The sequence below is a fragment of the Paraburkholderia sp. BGA-UO-ETr-F21 genome, from assembly GCF_059567925.1.
In genome coordinates, this window is record NZ_JCAQOY010000007.1 from 414,608 (window position 1) to 431,001 (window position 16,394).

The 16,394-nt window shown below is 59.1% G+C and carries 11 protein-coding genes and 6 pseudogenes; 6 read left to right on the forward strand and 11 right to left on the reverse strand.

Annotated elements, in window-relative coordinates:
• Positions 1–70 precede the first annotated feature (70 nt).
• The 3 genes and pseudogenes from AC57B1_RS06735 to AC57B1_RS06745 all read right to left on the reverse strand — a co-directional run bounded on the left by AC57B1_RS06735 (position 71) and on the right by AC57B1_RS06745 (position 4,860).
• The gene (locus AC57B1_RS06735; RefSeq protein ID WP_496417026.1) at positions 71–1,405 is read right to left on the reverse strand and encodes an autotransporter strand-loop-strand O-heptosyltransferase; all 1,335 of its coding nucleotides are present in this window, start codon (positions 1,403–1,405) and stop codon (positions 71–73) included.
• An 894-nt stretch (positions 1,406–2,299) separates the two neighbouring features.
• Entirely contained in the window at positions 2,300–3,304 is a 1,005-nt protein-coding gene (locus AC57B1_RS06740) for a Type 1 glutamine amidotransferase-like domain-containing protein (RefSeq protein ID WP_496417027.1), read from the reverse strand.
• Positions 3,305–4,129: 825 nt separating this feature from the next.
• Positions 4,130–4,860, reverse strand: a pseudogene (locus AC57B1_RS06745) (IS6 family transposase).
• A 43-nt stretch (positions 4,861–4,903) separates the two neighbouring features.
• Here AC57B1_RS06745 and AC57B1_RS06750 point away from each other — a divergent pair.
• Positions 4,904–5,653, forward strand: a pseudogene (locus tag AC57B1_RS06750) (IS110 family RNA-guided transposase); the annotation flags it as partial.
• Between the two features lie 635 nt (positions 5,654–6,288).
• Here the strand turns inward: AC57B1_RS06750 and AC57B1_RS06755 are convergent.
• The 7 genes and pseudogenes from AC57B1_RS06755 to AC57B1_RS06785 form a co-directional block, all read right to left on the reverse strand.
• Positions 6,289–7,476, reverse strand: coding sequence for an IS91 family transposase (locus AC57B1_RS06755; protein ID WP_496417028.1), 1,188 nt, complete (start codon positions 7,474–7,476; stop codon positions 6,289–6,291).
• A 9-nt stretch (positions 7,477–7,485) separates the two neighbouring features.
• Positions 7,486–7,650: pseudogene (locus tag AC57B1_RS06760) on the reverse strand (tyrosine-type recombinase/integrase); the annotation flags it as partial.
• Between the two features lie 121 nt (positions 7,651–7,771).
• The gene (locus AC57B1_RS06765; protein WP_496417029.1) at positions 7,772–8,770 is read right to left on the reverse strand and encodes a tyrosine-type recombinase/integrase; all 999 of its coding nucleotides are present in this window, start codon (positions 8,768–8,770) and stop codon (positions 7,772–7,774) included.
• Positions 8,767–9,702 (reverse strand): tyrosine-type recombinase/integrase, encoded by a 936-nt coding sequence (locus tag AC57B1_RS06770; protein ID WP_496417030.1) that lies wholly within the window; start codon positions 9,700–9,702, stop codon positions 8,767–8,769. Before AC57B1_RS06770 ends, AC57B1_RS06765 begins: the two co-directional genes overlap by 4 nt.
• Positions 9,702–10,877 (reverse strand): site-specific integrase, encoded by a 1,176-nt coding sequence (locus AC57B1_RS06775; RefSeq protein ID WP_496417031.1) that lies wholly within the window; start codon positions 10,875–10,877, stop codon positions 9,702–9,704. Before AC57B1_RS06775 ends, AC57B1_RS06770 begins: the two co-directional genes overlap by 1 nt.
• Positions 10,874–11,497 (reverse strand): annotated as a pseudogene (locus AC57B1_RS06780) (tyrosine-type recombinase/integrase); the annotation flags it as partial. The gene AC57B1_RS06775 and the pseudogene AC57B1_RS06780, both read right to left, overlap by 4 nt.
• Positions 11,443–11,751, reverse strand: coding sequence for a DUF5372 family protein (locus tag AC57B1_RS06785; RefSeq protein WP_496417032.1), 309 nt, complete (start codon positions 11,749–11,751; stop codon positions 11,443–11,445). The pseudogene AC57B1_RS06780 and the gene AC57B1_RS06785, both read right to left, overlap by 55 nt.
• Here AC57B1_RS06785 and AC57B1_RS06790 point away from each other — a divergent pair.
• The 5 genes and pseudogenes from AC57B1_RS06790 to AC57B1_RS06810 form a co-directional block, all read left to right on the forward strand.
• Positions 11,664–12,014 (forward strand): annotated as a pseudogene (locus tag AC57B1_RS06790) (reverse transcriptase domain-containing protein); the annotation flags it as partial. The gene AC57B1_RS06785 and the pseudogene AC57B1_RS06790 overlap by 88 nt on opposite strands.
• A 142-nt stretch (positions 12,015–12,156) precedes the next feature.
• The gene (locus AC57B1_RS06795; RefSeq protein WP_496417033.1) at positions 12,157–12,339 is read left to right on the forward strand and encodes a hypothetical protein; all 183 of its coding nucleotides are present in this window, start codon (positions 12,157–12,159) and stop codon (positions 12,337–12,339) included.
• A complete protein-coding gene (locus AC57B1_RS06800; protein ID WP_496417034.1) occupies positions 12,336–14,054 on the forward strand; it encodes a recombinase family protein in 1,719 nt (572 codons plus the stop codon). The genes AC57B1_RS06795 and AC57B1_RS06800 overlap by 4 nt, the downstream gene beginning before the upstream one ends.
• Positions 14,041–14,754: a group II intron maturase-specific domain-containing protein gene (locus AC57B1_RS06805; RefSeq protein WP_496417035.1), complete on the forward strand. Its 714-nt coding sequence runs from the start codon at positions 14,041–14,043 to the stop codon at positions 14,752–14,754. Before AC57B1_RS06800 ends, AC57B1_RS06805 begins: the two co-directional genes overlap by 14 nt.
• 112 nt (positions 14,755–14,866) lie before the next feature.
• Positions 14,867–15,289: pseudogene (locus AC57B1_RS06810) on the forward strand (transposase); the annotation flags it as partial.
• A gap of 150 nt (positions 15,290–15,439) precedes the next feature.
• Here the strand turns inward: AC57B1_RS06810 and AC57B1_RS06815 are convergent.
• Positions 15,440–16,261, reverse strand: a complete 822-nt coding sequence (locus AC57B1_RS06815; RefSeq protein ID WP_496417036.1) for an IS701 family transposase — start codon at positions 16,259–16,261, stop codon at positions 15,440–15,442.
• Positions 16,262–16,394: the final 133 nt, after the last annotated feature.

Consider the following 16,394-nt stretch of genomic DNA (forward strand, 5'->3'; position numbering starts at 1 on the left):
CCGATGTTTCCTTGTTTTTGATTCGTTCTTTGCTTGTTGTAGCTGTTCATTCGTTGAGCGCGTTTGCGACTCAGTGGCCAGCGCCGTCAGCAGCCTGTGCGGCGAACGCCGGTACTCGCCGGATCGCCTGCTTGACCTGCTCTGTCGTAATGAGCCGTGTACATTCGAACTGCCGCGGCGTGCCGGCATGGCGCGGGCACCACAGGAAATCCTTGTGATCGAAACGCACGCGTACGTCGTTCCAGCAGCTATTGCAGGTGTGGAAGTTGATCACGCGGTACGGCGTCGCGAACTCGTTTGCTGGATGCGTGAAACCGCTGATCATGACGACCGGCGTGCCCACTGCCCAGGCAAGCCACGACAGGCCGCTCGACAGCCCGACGAAAAATTCCGCGTGCCTGAGCCATCGCGCGCGCTCGGTGAGCGGCCGGTCTCCCGTGTGATCCTCCACGCCGTGCGGAATGTGATTCCACACCATCCCTGAGCCATGCGTGGCCTTCTGATCGATGCAGATTACGCGGTAGCCATGCTCTTTCAGGAACGCGACGAGTTCGCGCCATCCGGGCGGATGATTCCAGTACTTGCATTGCGTCGAACTTTGCACGGCGACGCAAACGTATTTTTCGGCGATGGGACGGCGCTCGCCATCGGGCAAGCTGATCTGTGGAGGTTCTTCGACAGGGTCCACGCCGAGGATATAGCCGGCGGTGCGATGCAGCCCGACGAGCTGGAAGTCAGTCGGTTGATGAACATTCGCTTCATCGCCGAAAAAGAGGCCGATCCGATAGCTTGCGTAATAGCGCTCGGGTCTGACCTCTTCTGGAGTGACGAATTCGATGTCCGGGTAACAGTCCCGAAAGAGCGGGATGAGTAGCGGCCCCATCGAGCACGTGAGTTTGCAACCATGCTGCCGCTGGAATTTGATCGCATACGGAAACCAGCCAACGATGTCGCCGAGTGTGCCAACGGGAAACTCGATTAACACCGGTTTATCTGTTGCATCGAAACGGTGCTCGAAAACACGCGTGCCGTTCGCTTCGATTTCGATGGAAAATGGCACGAAGTATTTTTTACTACTCGCTACGGTGCCCGTTTCGATCGTGGTTTCGAAAAGCACATTGCCCGTCGAAAAATCCGCGAGCCTGACATGCCATGTGGTCTTCGAGGCCTTGGGTAATACGATCCGGCAGCCGTCGTTGAAATCGAACCGCACGCCAAGCGGTGCTGCTTGCGTGGGTAAAGGCGCCGCAGCCCGAAACGTGGATTTGCGCGGCTCTGCGGCGCCTCCAACGGCGAGCACTCCGCTTTCAGACGCATCAGCTCCGGCAGCGTTCGCAACGGTTGTCGCCGCCGAGATCGACGAGCCCGTTGAACTCGCGTCAACGATGGCAAGGTCTCTGGTCATCTTTATTGGTAATGTAAGTTTCTGGTTGCGGATCGGTTTTCAGATCATCGAGTGATACGCGTTGAAAGGCCGAGGCTAGGCGCCCGCCGAATATATCAAATCCGTTTAACGGCGTCTTTACAAATCTCTGCAGTCGCGCTTCGCTAGCAATTCATCTTTGACCTTGCCCCGTTTGACGAATCCCATAACTGGGAGAATTATGCGGCTTCGCATCTCAGAGAGGCGAACCAGTTCTTCTCGAATGTCATGGGGCTGACGGGCATTGTCAACTTAACGGAATTCGCCGAAAATTCTCTGTCAAGAGTGGGACCAATGGTCCGTATCCGCGAAGAAAATGGATCTGTTCGGCGGCCATGACGACGTGAAACGGTTTGGATGTGGGAGGCTTAGCAGGCCCGTTTCCTTAAGTTGACAATGCCGCGCGGCAGCATAAGCCCATTGGCCATTTTCACGTGGCCGAGAGTGGGTTCATTGCGGTCACATGCAACTCATATGTCTCACCAAGTTCGCCAGCGCCTGCACGATTTATCCGCTTTCTAGCCGATTTTCCGGAGCACGAATTCGCGGACGGTCCTTGGCGTAATAATCGAAATGGACCATCATTACCGAGCCTAGTCGCTTCTGTGATTGCTCCGAAGCTACTGTGCTGCCCACGAACAAAGCAATGCACAGGAAGGCGGTGAATGCTCTTCTTCTCAACATGGGCGCGATATCGTCGGCAAAATAAAGACCGATTGTCGACGATGTGGCAAACCCCGTCGACCGTCCCTTAATGGCCGCACACAGCACCATTCGCCGGTCGACGTTGTTCGCCCCGGCTCACACTTCATGCAACTAGCATAATCGACCCTGAACAGCCGTTCCGGCTTGGGCCATCTCAGCGTCCGTTAAGATCTAGTCTCCTCCGAGTCTCACACCGTGTGCGTCGCGCCCGTTCTGGTGATGTATAAGAGACGTTACCTTTCCGTCACGGTCTCTGTCAAAGGTGACTTGCGCGTTAACTTCCTTCAGGAAATATCGATTTTCGCTTTCCGGGAAAATCTCAAGTTTCGGTTGAGCCCCATACTGAGCAAACAGTTGCTCACCTTCAATCGTGATGAGCACCTGCAGCGGGTTCATCAGTTCGAAACGCCCGACACAGGCCCGCTTCAACCCGACGTCCACAAAGACCGGCTGACGCTCCGGTTCAGGGAAAACCGAACCAATAACTCTCGGCCTGAGCGCGTGCTCGTCAACCCCCGTTGACTGCGACTCCAGTTGGTAAGCGGTGGCACCCTCCCGCCACGAGAAGACCTCGGCAATAACATCCCCTTGATACAGTACCGCCGCATCATCGTCTATCGCGATCGCAGAGGGAACGTCGAGCATTCGCATTGTTTCCCATGTCTCTTGCCGGCGGGCGTGATAATGGACGGCACAGTTGCCTGGGAGCAACCCGAGGAGGTGCTCGAGCGGCAGAGTGCGCTTCTTATGCGGTGGCGGAATGGAATGTTTGAACCAGCAATTCGCGCCGGCGCTAATACCCGACAACAGGACACCGCGCTGCCACGCTTCCCTGAGGACTGAATCCAGACCCCACTCTTTCCACAATCTCACAGCGCAACGGGGATTGCCCCCGCTGACAAAGATCGCGTCCTGCTTCAGCAGGTGCTCCGCCGCATCGTCCGGATTCACGAAATTGGTCCCTGCAGGGCCGAAGAAGGAAACGTTTGATGTCTCGAAACCGAGCTTTCCATACGTGTCTTCGAAGTTACGGATAAACATTGGCGGATCACCGGCTGGGGTCGACAGCAAACACACTCGAGATTTTGCTTTCCCGGTAAGGTCTCGAATATAGGCAGCGGTAAGCGAGAAGCCTTCGCTTGTAGTGAAACCTCCGATCGCAAGAATTCGTCGCACGTCAGTCTTCTCCAGTTTCCTAGCCAGTCCGATATAAGCCAATGCTTACGGCCGAGAGCTAGCCGTGCTCAACGTCTCGGGTACGACATCTAATTCGCGATTCCGAAGCGCGGTTGATCGCGAAGATCGAGGATACCTAACCCGGCGACGTTGCTGCTAGCGTACAAAAAATCCGTTTCTTGACTGCACCCTGTTACCCTTGATCGCACTGGGCGCCGTTCCGCGTGCCTTCATCCGCAACAGCGCCAACATGGTCAACCGGCTAAAGCCTCATAGGTCGTCGGGCTGCTGATTTCGCGATTCGCCCAGGGAAGCTAACGTACACTGCCATCCGAATCTTGACGGCACGCGCAGCAGCCCATTGATGCTATTTCCCAGCCTCCGGCGGCACACCTGCCGGAAAGCCGCTGTGCATGGACCAGACGTTGAAGTCCCCGTTTCCGCCTGCGCATCCGGTCTGGAGGGCCCGGCCGCAGGTGTCCGCGCGTGCCCAGAGGATAATTCGCGCGCGTTGCGAGACGCAGGCGAGGCTCATTTGACCGTGGCCGACGGTATTGTTCGCTCGCTTGACACCAGGCCCGCTAATGGGTGTCGACGATCTAGACACCCATGTCGACCGTCGGCTTCTGGCCGGTTGCCGAAGATGGCCACAGGAGCGATGAGCACCCAACGCGACTATCCTCGAACTGCCGCACGCGACCCAGCTTGTGTGGAAACTGGTTTTTCGCGGCTATGCGAGCGATTGCCGATCAGGTCAATCTCGTTCGGCTCTGTCAAGTTGACGGGCGTAGACTTACCTATGCAGATCAAGCGTAGTTATCCTCATCAGATAAGCTTCTCTGCTGCGGCAGTGACAGTCCAACCATGCCACGTGGCGAAGCGTTCCTGAAGTACGGCGCGATGACATGCCGCGTTCATTTGATGTCGGGGCAACGCGAAGTGCTGCCGGATTGGGCCGAAGCATGAGAGAAACGCCTGCGTGCGACGCGCATCGCGAAAGCCGCACATCTGGCGTTCGCGCCTGCGGGTCGGCTGGTGGCTGTTCTCGGCACGGTTATTCACGCGTGCAGCCGCCTTGACGAAAACGTGCTTCACATGAGCGAGTTCAGGAATGTCAGCCTTCGCCGCCGATAGCTACGTAACTGGTCGGTCACGATCTTGCGCGGCACCGGGTTTGAACGTAGCACCCGCCGGAAGAAGCGCTTTGCCGCGGCCTTGTCGCGCCGCTTCTGCACCAGCACATCGAGCTCAGCACCGTGCTCGTCGACCGCTCGCCACAACAGATACGGCTCGCCGCGCAGCGTCACGAACATCTCGTCCAGATGCCATATGCTACCCGGCCTGGGCCGCGCCGCTTTGGCGCACCGGGCGAATCCAGCGCCGAATTTGTCGCACCAGCAACGAATCGTTTCGTACGTGACCACGACACCACGCTCGAGTAACAACTCCTCGACGTCGCGCAGGCTCAGGCTGAACCGGAAATACCACCGAACCGCGCAGCTGATGACGACGGAGGGGAAGCGGTGGCCGTGATAAAGCGATTTTGTCTTCTTCATCACCTCATTCTATCGCTGCCTCACCATCAACCTGACAGTGCCATTTCGCGACCTCGCCCGTGCATGGATGACGGCCAAGGACGATCTGAGGCAGGCGCGGCAGCGGCTCAAGTCGTTCCTGCTCGCACACGATGTACGCTATGCCGGTCATGCCGACTGGGGACCCGCTCACCGACGCTGGGTGAGCCAGTATGCGTTTGGTAGCGAATGGCAACAGTTCGCATTTGAGGAGCTTCGGCGCACGATTGAAGACCGGCTCGCGCAATGCCAGCGCGTTGAAGCCGCCTTGCGTGAGGCAGTGACAGCCTGGCGGTTCTATCCGGCCGTCCTCGGTCTGCAGGCCATGCGCGGTGTGCAGTTCACCACGGCCGTTGGAATGCTCGCCGAACTCGGAGATCTGTCCCGCTTTGACCATCCGCGTCAATTGATGGCGTGGCTCGGCGTCACCCCTTCAGAACACTCATCGGGTGACAAGCGACGGCAGGGAAGCATCACCAAGACCGGCAATAGCTATGCAAGAAAGTTGCTGGTGGAAGCGGCCTGGAGCTACCGGCACCCGGCACGTGTAAGCGCCGACATCCAGCGTCGGCATGAAGGCATTCCCAAGGCCATCATCGATCGCGCCTGGGACGCGCAGGTCCGACTGTGCCGCCGATACCGGAGGCTGGCCGCGCGTGGCAAGAATGCCAATATCACGGTCGTGGCCATCGCCCGTGAACTGTCGGGCTTCATTTGGGACATCGGGCGCCTGGCGATGTCGCTCGCGTTACCTTGTCGCACACAGGCAACCTGATTACGAACCACCACGGCGCTCCCCCCATCGACCCACGAGTTTCCTGAAGGCGGCGTAGCCCGGCTACTCGAGTAACCCGCGGCACAACCCCGCAACGGATATCACCCGACTTGCGGCTTAAGAATGCGGCAGGCTCATGAGACGGTCCACTGTAATGCGGTAACCAACCCGCGGATATCAGGATGATCCACCGTCGAGATTTACTGCTACGCCGCCCTCAGGAAATTCATTCGCGTATGAGAGCACTGCAAACTACACATTCCGATTGACACGGAAAGTCATATCGGGTTGTAGGACGCCTGCCCTAAACCGTCGGCACGTCAACTCACCCAGACGCCGGCGGGCAGGCGTCCTACAAGCCCCAAGGGAGGAAACCGCGGAGTGCTCCAACGTGGCTTGAACATTTCACCGCTATGGCGATTTGTGCGATCCCATTGAGAGCATGGTGGATATAAACGCAGGTAAATCTGAGCCTGGATAAGCACGATCGCAGCAACGGTGCTGCTGAGCGTTGTTGTCATGCCGACCCGGCCAGCACCAAACTGCCTGTTTGGAATCATAGGCGCAGGGGTCTCCTATTGGCTCTCGTTGCCGAAGAGCCGACAGTCGATGTGTGCATCCTGACACGATGGCGATCATGCGTAGGCTCGTGCAACAGGCGGTGCGCGGATAGGTCTGCTGCGTTGGAGTATGTCGATGATGATCATCGGCGAACCGCAGTGCCGGCAAATGAAGGTTGGCGGCGCCGCGACTGTGACTACGTCGTTGGTACTGCGGCCGATACTGGTAGACGCGACGCCCAGCAACTCGCGTATCTTCGCGAGGTTCTCGCGCCGCGAGGGGTTCGCCAGCAGACCGTAATGGCGTATGCGATGGAAGCCGCCGGGCAGTACGTGCAGCAGGAACCTGCGCACGAACTCATCTGTCTCGAGCGTCATGGTCTTGTTGCGTGTGCGTCCGTCAACGCGGTAGTCCTTCCAGCGGAAGGTAACGCCGTGTTCACCGAGCGCGACCAGGCGTTGGTTGGAGATGGCGCCCCGGTGGGTGTAACGCGACAGATAGGCCAACACCGCTTTCGGTCCGGCAAATGGGCGTTTGGCGTACACCACCCATTCACATGCCCGCATCGGCGCAAGCCATTCGGTGAAGGCCGTCACATCGTTGAGCTCGGTGTATTCGCCGAAGAAACGCAACCGGCCCCGGCGATAGGTGGCCTCCAGTTCTTCGAGGAAGCGTCGCCGGAACAGACGCGAGAGTACGCGCACCGGAAGGAAGAAACCTGGCTTGCACGCTACCCAACGGCTTCGGTCCAGCGACAACCCACCACCGGGAACGATGCCATGAACATGGGGATGATGCGTGAGCGCGGAGCCCCAGGTATGCAGTACGAGAGTGGCACCGATCTGTGCCCCGAGATGCTTCGGATCAGCGGCGATGGTGCGCAACGTCTCCGCCGCGATATCGAACAGCAGCCCGTAGATGACGGCCTTGTTGTAATACGCGATCGCGCTGACCGCCGCCGGCAGCGTAAAGACGACGTGGTAGTACTCGACGGGCAGGAGATCCGCCTCACGCGCTTCGAGCCAGCGGTGTGCAGCGCTAGCCTGGCACCTCGGACAATGTCGATTGCGGCACGAGTTGTAAGCGACTTCGATCGCCGCGCACCCCTGGCAACGCAGCACGTGGCCTCCCAGCGCCGCGCTGCGGCACTGTTCGATCGCGGACATGACCTTCAGTTGCCCGAGGCTCAGGTGGGCGGATTGACGCCACGTTGGGCCAAGAGAGCGAAAGACGTCGGCCACCTCGAGCGCGCAATGCGCCACGACGGCGACCTACTCGGGATGCAAACTCTCAAGAGGGCTGACCACCTCGCGCAGAATATCGGTGGCGACCTGGGCATAAAGCGCTGTGGTCTCAAGCTTCTTGTGCCCAAGCATGACCTGGATCACGCGGATATCGACCTTCTGTTCCAGTAGATGAGTGGCAAAGCTATGGCGCTAATTCCGAGGTCGGAATTAGCGCCATAATTCCGCGCGGCGAATTATTCCGAGTACCTCTCACAGATGGCCGGACGGTATGGCGAATCTCGCGCCAGGTGGTGCTTGCGACTCGGCATAATCAGAGGCTCTTCAGAAACGCCAGGACACGATCCTCGGGCACGTACCGCGCCGGACGCACACCGGCGCTTACGGTCTTCGCCAGAGCCAGTTCCTTCAACTTCAAATCGGCGTGCACGTACATCGCGGTCGTCTCCACCGACTCGTGTCCGAGCCACAGTGCGAGAACTGAGCGGCCGACGCCGTGCTGTAGCAGATCCATTGCCAGGGTGTGTCTCAGGCAGTGGGGCGTTATGTGCTTGCGAGCCAGTGAGGGGCAGTGACTCCGGGCGGTAGCAAGGTGTTTCGCAAGCACATATTGCAGTCCGTCATGGCTGAGTTCTGTGCCCCGCGCATTGGGGAAGACGACATCGTCGGGGGCACCGTGACGTTCTTGTAACCAGCGACGCAGCACTGTGACAGTATCCTTACGCAGCGGTGTGCAGCGGACCTTGCGTCCCTTGCCGAGACAACGCACGTGGGCACCGGGGCCGAGAACGATGTCCTGACAGCGAAGACCAATCAGTTCGGCGGCACGCAGTCCAGTTTGCACTGCGAGCATCAGCATTGCGTGATCGCGACGTCCCGTCCAGTTGTCTAGAAGCGGTGCAGCCAGTAGCGCCTCAACTTCAACTTGCGTGAGGAACTCGACCGGGCGCCGAGTGTAGCGTTTGTTCGGCATACCCAGCACACGTTGAGCCAGCGCGCTATATTGTGGCGCATGCAGCGCCACATAACGGAAGAAGGAGTGGATGGCAGCCAGGCGCACATTGCGGCTGCGGGCACTGTTCTCACGGTCCTGTTCGAGGTGATCGAGGAACGCGCCGATTAAAGGCGTATCAAGTTCCGGCACCGTCAAATCCGACGGGGCCTTGTGAAGTCGTTCCTGTGCGTAGTGCAGCAGCAGGCGGAAGGTGTCACGATAGCTCAGAATGGTGTGCGGGCTGACTTGCCGCTGGCGCATCAGCCGATCAGTAAAAAATGCTTCCAGAAGACCAGGAAAGTCTGATGTGCCGTTCATGGCCGCTGTCTCCCTCTTGCTCCTTCCACCCTTCTCAACGCCTGTCGCAATAGCTGCGGAGTGGCGGTCAGATACCAGTAGGTGTCCGATATATGCGTATGGCCGAGGTAGGTGGATAGTTCGGGAAGGTGCTTCTCGACATCGATTCCGCGACGATACCATCCGATCAGCGTGTTGATGGCCAACCGGTGGCGGAAGTCCAGCAGCCGGGGCCCTCGTGAGTCTCCTGGTTGACGCAAGCCGATCTGGCGCGACAGGTTGACAAACGTGTAACGAACGCTCCACTCCGTCAGACGGGTGCCACGTTCCGACAGGAAAAAACTTGGGCTTTGTGGATTGGGACACAGACGGTCGCGGCGAGTGGCGTAGCGTTGCAGGGCACGTTGCGTGGAAGGATGGACCGGTACATAGCGCGACTTGCCGAACTTGGCGCCATGAATCGTCAATACCCCGCTTGCAAGATCCACTGCGTCACGGTCCAGTTGCAATGGCTCGTTGGTGCGCATGCCGGTAACCGCGTACAGGCCAAATAGCGTGGAATATGTGAGAGGCCGCAGCCCGATGGTGGATGGCAGCTTTTGTGCCGCATGGATGAGGCGGGTGACTTCCTCATCGCGGTAGATGTACGGAGACGACCGGGATCGCCGATAAGGGAGCAGGTCCGGCGGTGGGATCACAGTGCGCGGATCAGTGGCGCTGCAGTACTGCGCAAAACGGCGCACCACGCCGAGGCGATTCGCCCACTCGGCCGCTTGTGCGCTCTCGGGTTGTGTGGCCCACTGCAATGCCAACTCCGTCGTGATGTATGTGGCACCGGCGTGTTCCGCGAAATCGACGAAGCGTTGCAGCATTCGGCCCGGCTCGCGAAGCTTGACTCCGAGGGCGCGGCGCACGCCGAGATACTCACTGAGGGAGGTTCGTAACGTGCTCATTACATGCCTCCCGGCCAAGGTTGCGCGATACCTCGCAGTGCCCGGATGTCCACCTTTGCATAGATCTGCGTGGTATCGGTTCGGACATGGCGCAGTAACTGACCAATCTCGTCCAGAGAAGCACCCTTACGCAACATGTTTGTGGCGAGCGAGTGGCGCAGCAGATGGGCTCCTTTGAATGCCGGATCGAAACCGGCGCGCGCGAGCGCTCGGCGCACTACATCGCAAATGGCGGCGGATCCGGAGAATCCGCATCGCGGGGCCCTGATGCGGACGAACACGCGCCGCGTCCGACAGGGAGGGCGAACGTGACGGAGATAGTGAACCAGTGCCGAGCCGACATCCTGCGGCAACGGCAATCGCTCTTGGCGGTCGCCTTTGCCGTGTACAACGAACTCGCCAGCCTGCCAGTCGAAATCATCCAGGGTCATCGCAACCACTTCGCCGGCGCGCAAACCGAGCCGGGACAGAAACAGCAGGATCGCGAAGTCGCGCTGGCCTGTCAGGGTGCTGCGGTCACAGCAGGTGAGCAGGCGTTCGACCTGATCGCTCGTGAGCGACATGGGTAGGTGAGACAACCGCCAGTTCGCTACGGCTGGCACCGCAGCGGCGAGATCCACTGTGATTGCGCCGCGCTGATGCAGAAAGCGCAAAAAGCTACGCAACGCCGTGACCATTAACTTGGCATAGCTTCGTCGAACATGGCTAGCTCGTTCAAGAATGAACCGGTGGATATCGTGCAGACGTAGTTCGTCAAGGCGCGGCTCCTGTCGCCCGAACCGGTGCATCAGAAAGCGTCGTACCGTGCGCTGGTAATTCCCCACAGTAGCGGGCTTGAGCCCGCGCTCTGAATAGAGGAATTGTGCGAAGTCACGCTCAACCTGTCCCAATGCGGTTTCATCGATCGTCTCAGGTGGCTTCGGTATACAACCGAGCCCGCGCAGATATAGGAGCAGTTGCCATCCGGTGCGCTCATCGCCGCGCCGGGTGCCACGTCGGCGGTGGCGTGCGAGAAACAGCCCAAGCAGTTCCTCATCGAGGTCGGTGACTCGCATCTTGCGACGCTGAAGCCAACCACTGAGAGCAACGAGAAGTTGCAGCTTGGTCTTTACCGTTGACAGGGCATAGCCCTGCCTTCCAAGGAACGTTGCGAATCCCTCAATATGGATGCTCAACGGGCCCGCACATGAACATGTCGCCCATGCTTCGCCAACACCGTTCCGCTCTGACATGGCCTGTCTCCTTGTAACCGGCAAACTCGCCAGCTATAGGAGACCACAGGATTATGCCGAGTCGCATGCCCACCAGCCGCAAGATTCGCCATACCGTCCGGCCATCTGTGAGAGGTACTCGGAATAATTCGCCGCGCGGAATTATGGCGCAAAGTGTGCATGGACACGCGCTTGTCGATTCCGGCGGCCTCGGCGGCCGCATGGATCGCCCGGTTGAGTTGACGGGTGCTGAGCGATTCAATCGGGTTGAGCCCGGGAAAGAGCCAGCCGCCGTCGAGCATCTTGCCCTGGGCCCGGGCCACTCGCCACCAGACCCGCAGCCGCTCAAGCAGGATCGGAGAGAGCATGGCGTATCGGTCCTTCTGACCTTTACCCTGTTCAACGCGCAGCGTCATGCGCTGGCTGTCGATGTCACCGACCTTCAAAGCCGCCACTTCGCTGGCGCGCAATCCTGTGCCATAGGCAACTGCGAGTGCCGTCTGATGCTTGAGATTAGTGGCTGCCGCGATCAGTCGACCGACTTCGTCGCGACTGAGTATGACGGGCAAGGTGCNGTCCATTCGCGCGCAATGCTGAAGCTGCCACGCTCTGCGTCACGCAGAAGCAGTGTCTCGGCACCCGAGACGCGGCGGGTCTTGAGGACCAGAAAGCGTTGGCCCTTGAGCGGATGAAAGGGATGGCGGATCTCAGCCCAACCCAAATGCTCGCTGAGTGCCTGTGCAGTTCGCGTTGACCGTCCCCCGCATGCTATGCAGAGCCATGCAGGCGCTATGGAAGCTCGCGTTGGAGCCCATTGCGGAAAGCTTGGCGGATCCAAATTCGTATGGGTTTCGGCCCAAACGCTCGACTGCCGACGCCATCGAATACTGTTTCACCACGCTGGCTAAGCGCAAGTCACCTGAGTGGGTTTTAGAGGGAGACATCCGTGGCTGTTTCGATAATTTTAGCCACGACTGGATCCTCAAACATATACCGATGGATAAGGTGGTCCTGCGGCGATGGCTTAAGGCCGGATTTATCGATAAAGGCACCCTGTTCGCGACTGAGGCGGGAACTCCGCAAGGGGGCATCATAACGCCACCAACAACAGAGCAAACTGCCGGATAAAATTGGGGCTGCGCATTTCCAGGGAGTGTCTGGCGCCGTGGTCCAGAAGCTGTTCTGCCGTTGATGTGGACCTCGTCCTTGAGACGGTCACTCCCGCTGACAGGAAGGTGCAGCGATGACCCGAGGACGCAAAAATTGGCGCGTACGTCTGGCCTTCGAGCCGAACCGCTACGCCCAGGAACAGTTGCAAAAGGCGTACGAGCAGATCAGCCCGATCGAAGCACGCGCGACGGCACGGCCTTCCACGACGCGGCCCACGGCGGCCAGGCGAGCGACCATCAAGCGAGGTGGACGATGAGCAAAGCTGCGATGGTTGCGCTCTACGCGCGGGTATCCTCCGAACAGCAGAACAAACGCGGCACCGTTGAAAGCCAGATTGCTGCGCTGAAGGAGCGTATTTCGGCTGACGGCGCACAGGTCGTTGACGACATGTGTTTCGTTGACGCTGGCGTAAGCGGCGCAACGCTGGTGAGGCCGCAGCTGGAGCGACTCAGGGACTGTGCCGCGCTCGGCGCGATCGATCAGCTGTACATCCTGTCACCGGACCGCCTGGCGCGCAAATATGCGCACCAGGCGTTGCTGATGGAAGAGTTCTCGGCCTGCGGCGTCCAGGTCGTGTTCCTCAATCATGCAATCGGTACGACGCCGGAAGAGTCGCTGCTGCTGCAGATGCAGGGCATGATCGCAGAATACGAGCGGGCGAAGATCGCCGAGCGTCACCGTCGTGGCAAGCTTCACGGCGCAAAACGCGGCAGCGTCAATGTCCTGTCGGGGGCACCCTATGGCTACCGCTACATTCGCCGGCAGCTCGACGGAACGCCAGCGCGGTACGTGATCGAGCTGCCCCAGGCAGCGACGGTGCGGGCGATCTTCCAGTGGGTGGGAATGGACCGCCTGAGCATAGGGGAAGTGGTACGCCGCCTCACCGAGGCCGGTACTGTGACGGCCTCGGGCAAGCCGTACTGGGACCGCAGCGTCGTATGGGGCATATTGCGCAATCCTGCGTACATGGGGCGGGCTGCGTTCGGCAAAACGCAGTCGCGCGATCACCTGCAGGTGCGCGTGCGAGCCCAGCGCCACAGTGCCGACGTACCGAAAAAGCCGCACTCGACAACCCGCACCGATCCGCAGGACTGGATCGAGATTGCGGTGCCAGCCATCATCAGCGAGGCGCTGTTTGAATCGGCACAGGAACAGCTTGCAGAGAACCGCAAGCTGGCACGCCAGAGGCGCGACAGCGCGCCGCTACGCCTGCTGCAAGGGTTGACGGTGTGCGGGCAGTGCCGCTATGCCTATTACGCAAAGAAGGTGAGCAAGGCCGCAGCCAAGGGCCATCAGCGGGACTACGCCTATTACCGTTGCGTTGGAACCGACGCCTATCGTTTCGGTGGCCAGCGCATCTGTGACAATCTGCAGGTACGGACGGACAGGCTTGATGATCTGGTGTGGCAACAGGTGGTGGAATTGCTCAGGCATCCAGAACGATTGAAGGGAGAATACGAGCGTCGGCTGGACTTGATGGAGCGTAACGAGAAGAGCGGCTTCGACACGGGCAACCTTGAAAAGCAGCGGCTGCAGCTTGAAAAGGGCAAGTCGCGGCTGATTGACAGCTACGCAGACGGTATCATCGACAAGACCGACTTTGAACCGAAGATGCAGCAGTTGAGGAACCGGCTTGAGCAGATTGACCAGCAGATCCTTGAATCCAGGCAGAAAGGGGCGGTGCAAAGCGAGCTGTTTCTGGTCATCAACCGGCTCGAGGAATTTGCAGGCGCCGTTGCCGGAAAGCTGGATACGATTGATCTTGAGATGAAGCGCAGGATCGTGTTGGGTCTGGTCAAGCGCGTCGAAATCCACAAGGATGAAATCGTGGTTGTGTTCAGGGTCGATCCGCAGCCGGGCGCTCTCGCAGGCGAAAACCCGAATGATTCAGACGACGGAGTGAAAAGTATGCAACATTGTACGAGGCGTACTCTCGCCCGTCATCGCAAACATGACGTTGGACGGACTTGAAGCGGCAGTAGATGCCAGCGTAGGGCCGACGCCGCGCGCGCGCCGAAAGTTCAAAGTCAACGTCAATCGGTATGCTGACGACTTCGTCGTAACCGGAGTATCGAAAGAGATTCTGGAACAGAACGTACTCCCTGCGATCAAGCAGTTTCTGATCGTTCGGGGTCTGGAACTCTCGGAAGAGAAAACCAGAGTCACTCACATCGCCGACGGGTTCGACTTCCTTGGGCAGAACGTACGGAAGTACGGCGGTAAGCTGCTCATCAAACCGGCCAACAGGAACGCGAAGGCCCTGTTGGAAAAGGTTAGGGAAATCGTGAGACAGAACAGAAGTGCCACACAGACGAATCTTATTTTACAACTCAACCCTGTGATTCGGGGTTGGGCCATGTACCACCGTCATGTGGTTTCCAAGTCTCGCTTTACGTCGATAGATGCTTACATCTGGCACCTCTTATGGAAATGGGCCATGCGTCGGCATCCCAATAAAGGCACGGGGTGGGTGAAGCACAGATACTTCCGGGTAGAGGGAAATCGTACCTGGGCGTTTACTGCGCGGACCAAAGACCGCGGAGTGATTCGGCTGTTTCGAGCCACGATGATTTCAATTGTTCGCCACGTGAAGATACGTGGTCAGGCAAATCCCTTTGATCCTGCGTGGTCGTCGTACTTTGCTCGTCGCGGAGCCGCGATCGATGATTGATTGCCCGGTCCTGTTCGATGGGGCTGAGGAATGGCTTGAGCCGGATGCGGGGCGACTCGCACGTCCGGTTCTTAGGGGGCGGTGGCGCAGCAATGCGCTACCGCTACCCGACGTCGGCGTCGACGCCGACTCGGGCCTGGTCCATACGGTCATTGGAACGGCGGCCAATGTGCACGACATCACGGTAGCCCAGGCGTTGCTGCACGGCGAAGAAACGGATGTGTACGCGGACGCGGGGTATCAGGGTATCGAAAAGCGTTGTGAGGCTGACGCGGTTCGTTGGCATGTTGCAATGCGACCGGCAAAGCGCAGGAAACTGAATCTGAATGATTCGCTGGATGCGATCTACGATCAGATCGAGCGCCTGAAGGCGGGTATTCGGGCCAAGGTCGAACACCCATTTCGCATCCTCAAGCGGCAGTTCGGTTACACGAAGACCCGCTATCGTGGTTTGATGAAGAACACCGCCCAGATCACCACGCTGTTTGCTTTGGGCAATTTATGGATGGCGCGTAGAGCTTTGCGCAAAGCTTGAAACACCGCGCCGATGAAGGCCATATGTCTGGTTGAAGCGCTCTGGAGCGCGGAAAGACCCTGGCAATCAACTCACCGACAAAAATCTGAACGCCGAGGCTGCGCTGAACGTGAAAGATAACGCTTCGAAACCGGGTTGTGCAGACCTTCCTTAACAATTACTCGGTTTTCCGGCCGCAGCACGGGCACCGTTCGAGACAAGCAAGGAGCGCGGCGGCAAGCTCCAATCGCAACGTTGTGATGGAATTCGCCACATGCCGCTGCTTACGCAGGGGCGCCCCGGGGCCGGAAGCCTTCGGGTAAGGAAGACACCTCGCGGAGTAACCGATGAGCTGGAGTTTTTTTGCGCCACCAGGCGTTCTGTGACGAGAAAGCCGTAGGCCGCTATGCACAACGTCGCGTGGTGGTGAAAGCCGCGCCAGCTGCGTCCCTCGAAATGCCCCAAGCCGAGTTCCTGCTTGAGCTCCTGGTAATCGCGCTCAATACGCCAGCGCAGTTTTGCGAGTCGCACAAGTTCCTTAATTGGTGTATCAGCCGGCAACGTATTGAGGAAGTACTTGGTCGGTTCGACTTCTCCCTTGGGCCACTCGATGAGCAACCATTGCTCCGCGCTGGCCTCGCCTGGCCGGGCTGCGCGGGAGGCGCAATGCACCCGTATTGCCGCAAAACGCGACGACAAGGCGCAGTTGGTTCCTTCGCGCCAGGTGACGGTGCGAAAGCGCCGCGGCGGCAATCGCATGGCCAGCTCCTTTGCTTGCAGCGGCGCCAGAGCTTGCGACTGCAAGCTGACCGCCCCGGTTACTCCGACTACATAAGTGAAGCCCATCGCCGTGAGTTGGTCACGGAACTCCGTGCTCGCCCCGTAACCGGCGTCAGCCAGAACCAGTTCGGGCAGCGATTCCACTTCGCCGAGGTTCTCAAGCAGTTGCAGCGCGAGCATCGGCTTGGTGACGAACTCAAGCGCCTCGGGCACTTTGACATGCTTGGGGTCGCTTGCGAAAACGGAAAATAAAGCACGTTAGCGGCGGACGAACGTTGCCAGACGACCCCTTGGAGTCATTCAAAATCGAATCTCGAACGGCCGCTTCCGCCCTTGCATGAGCCGA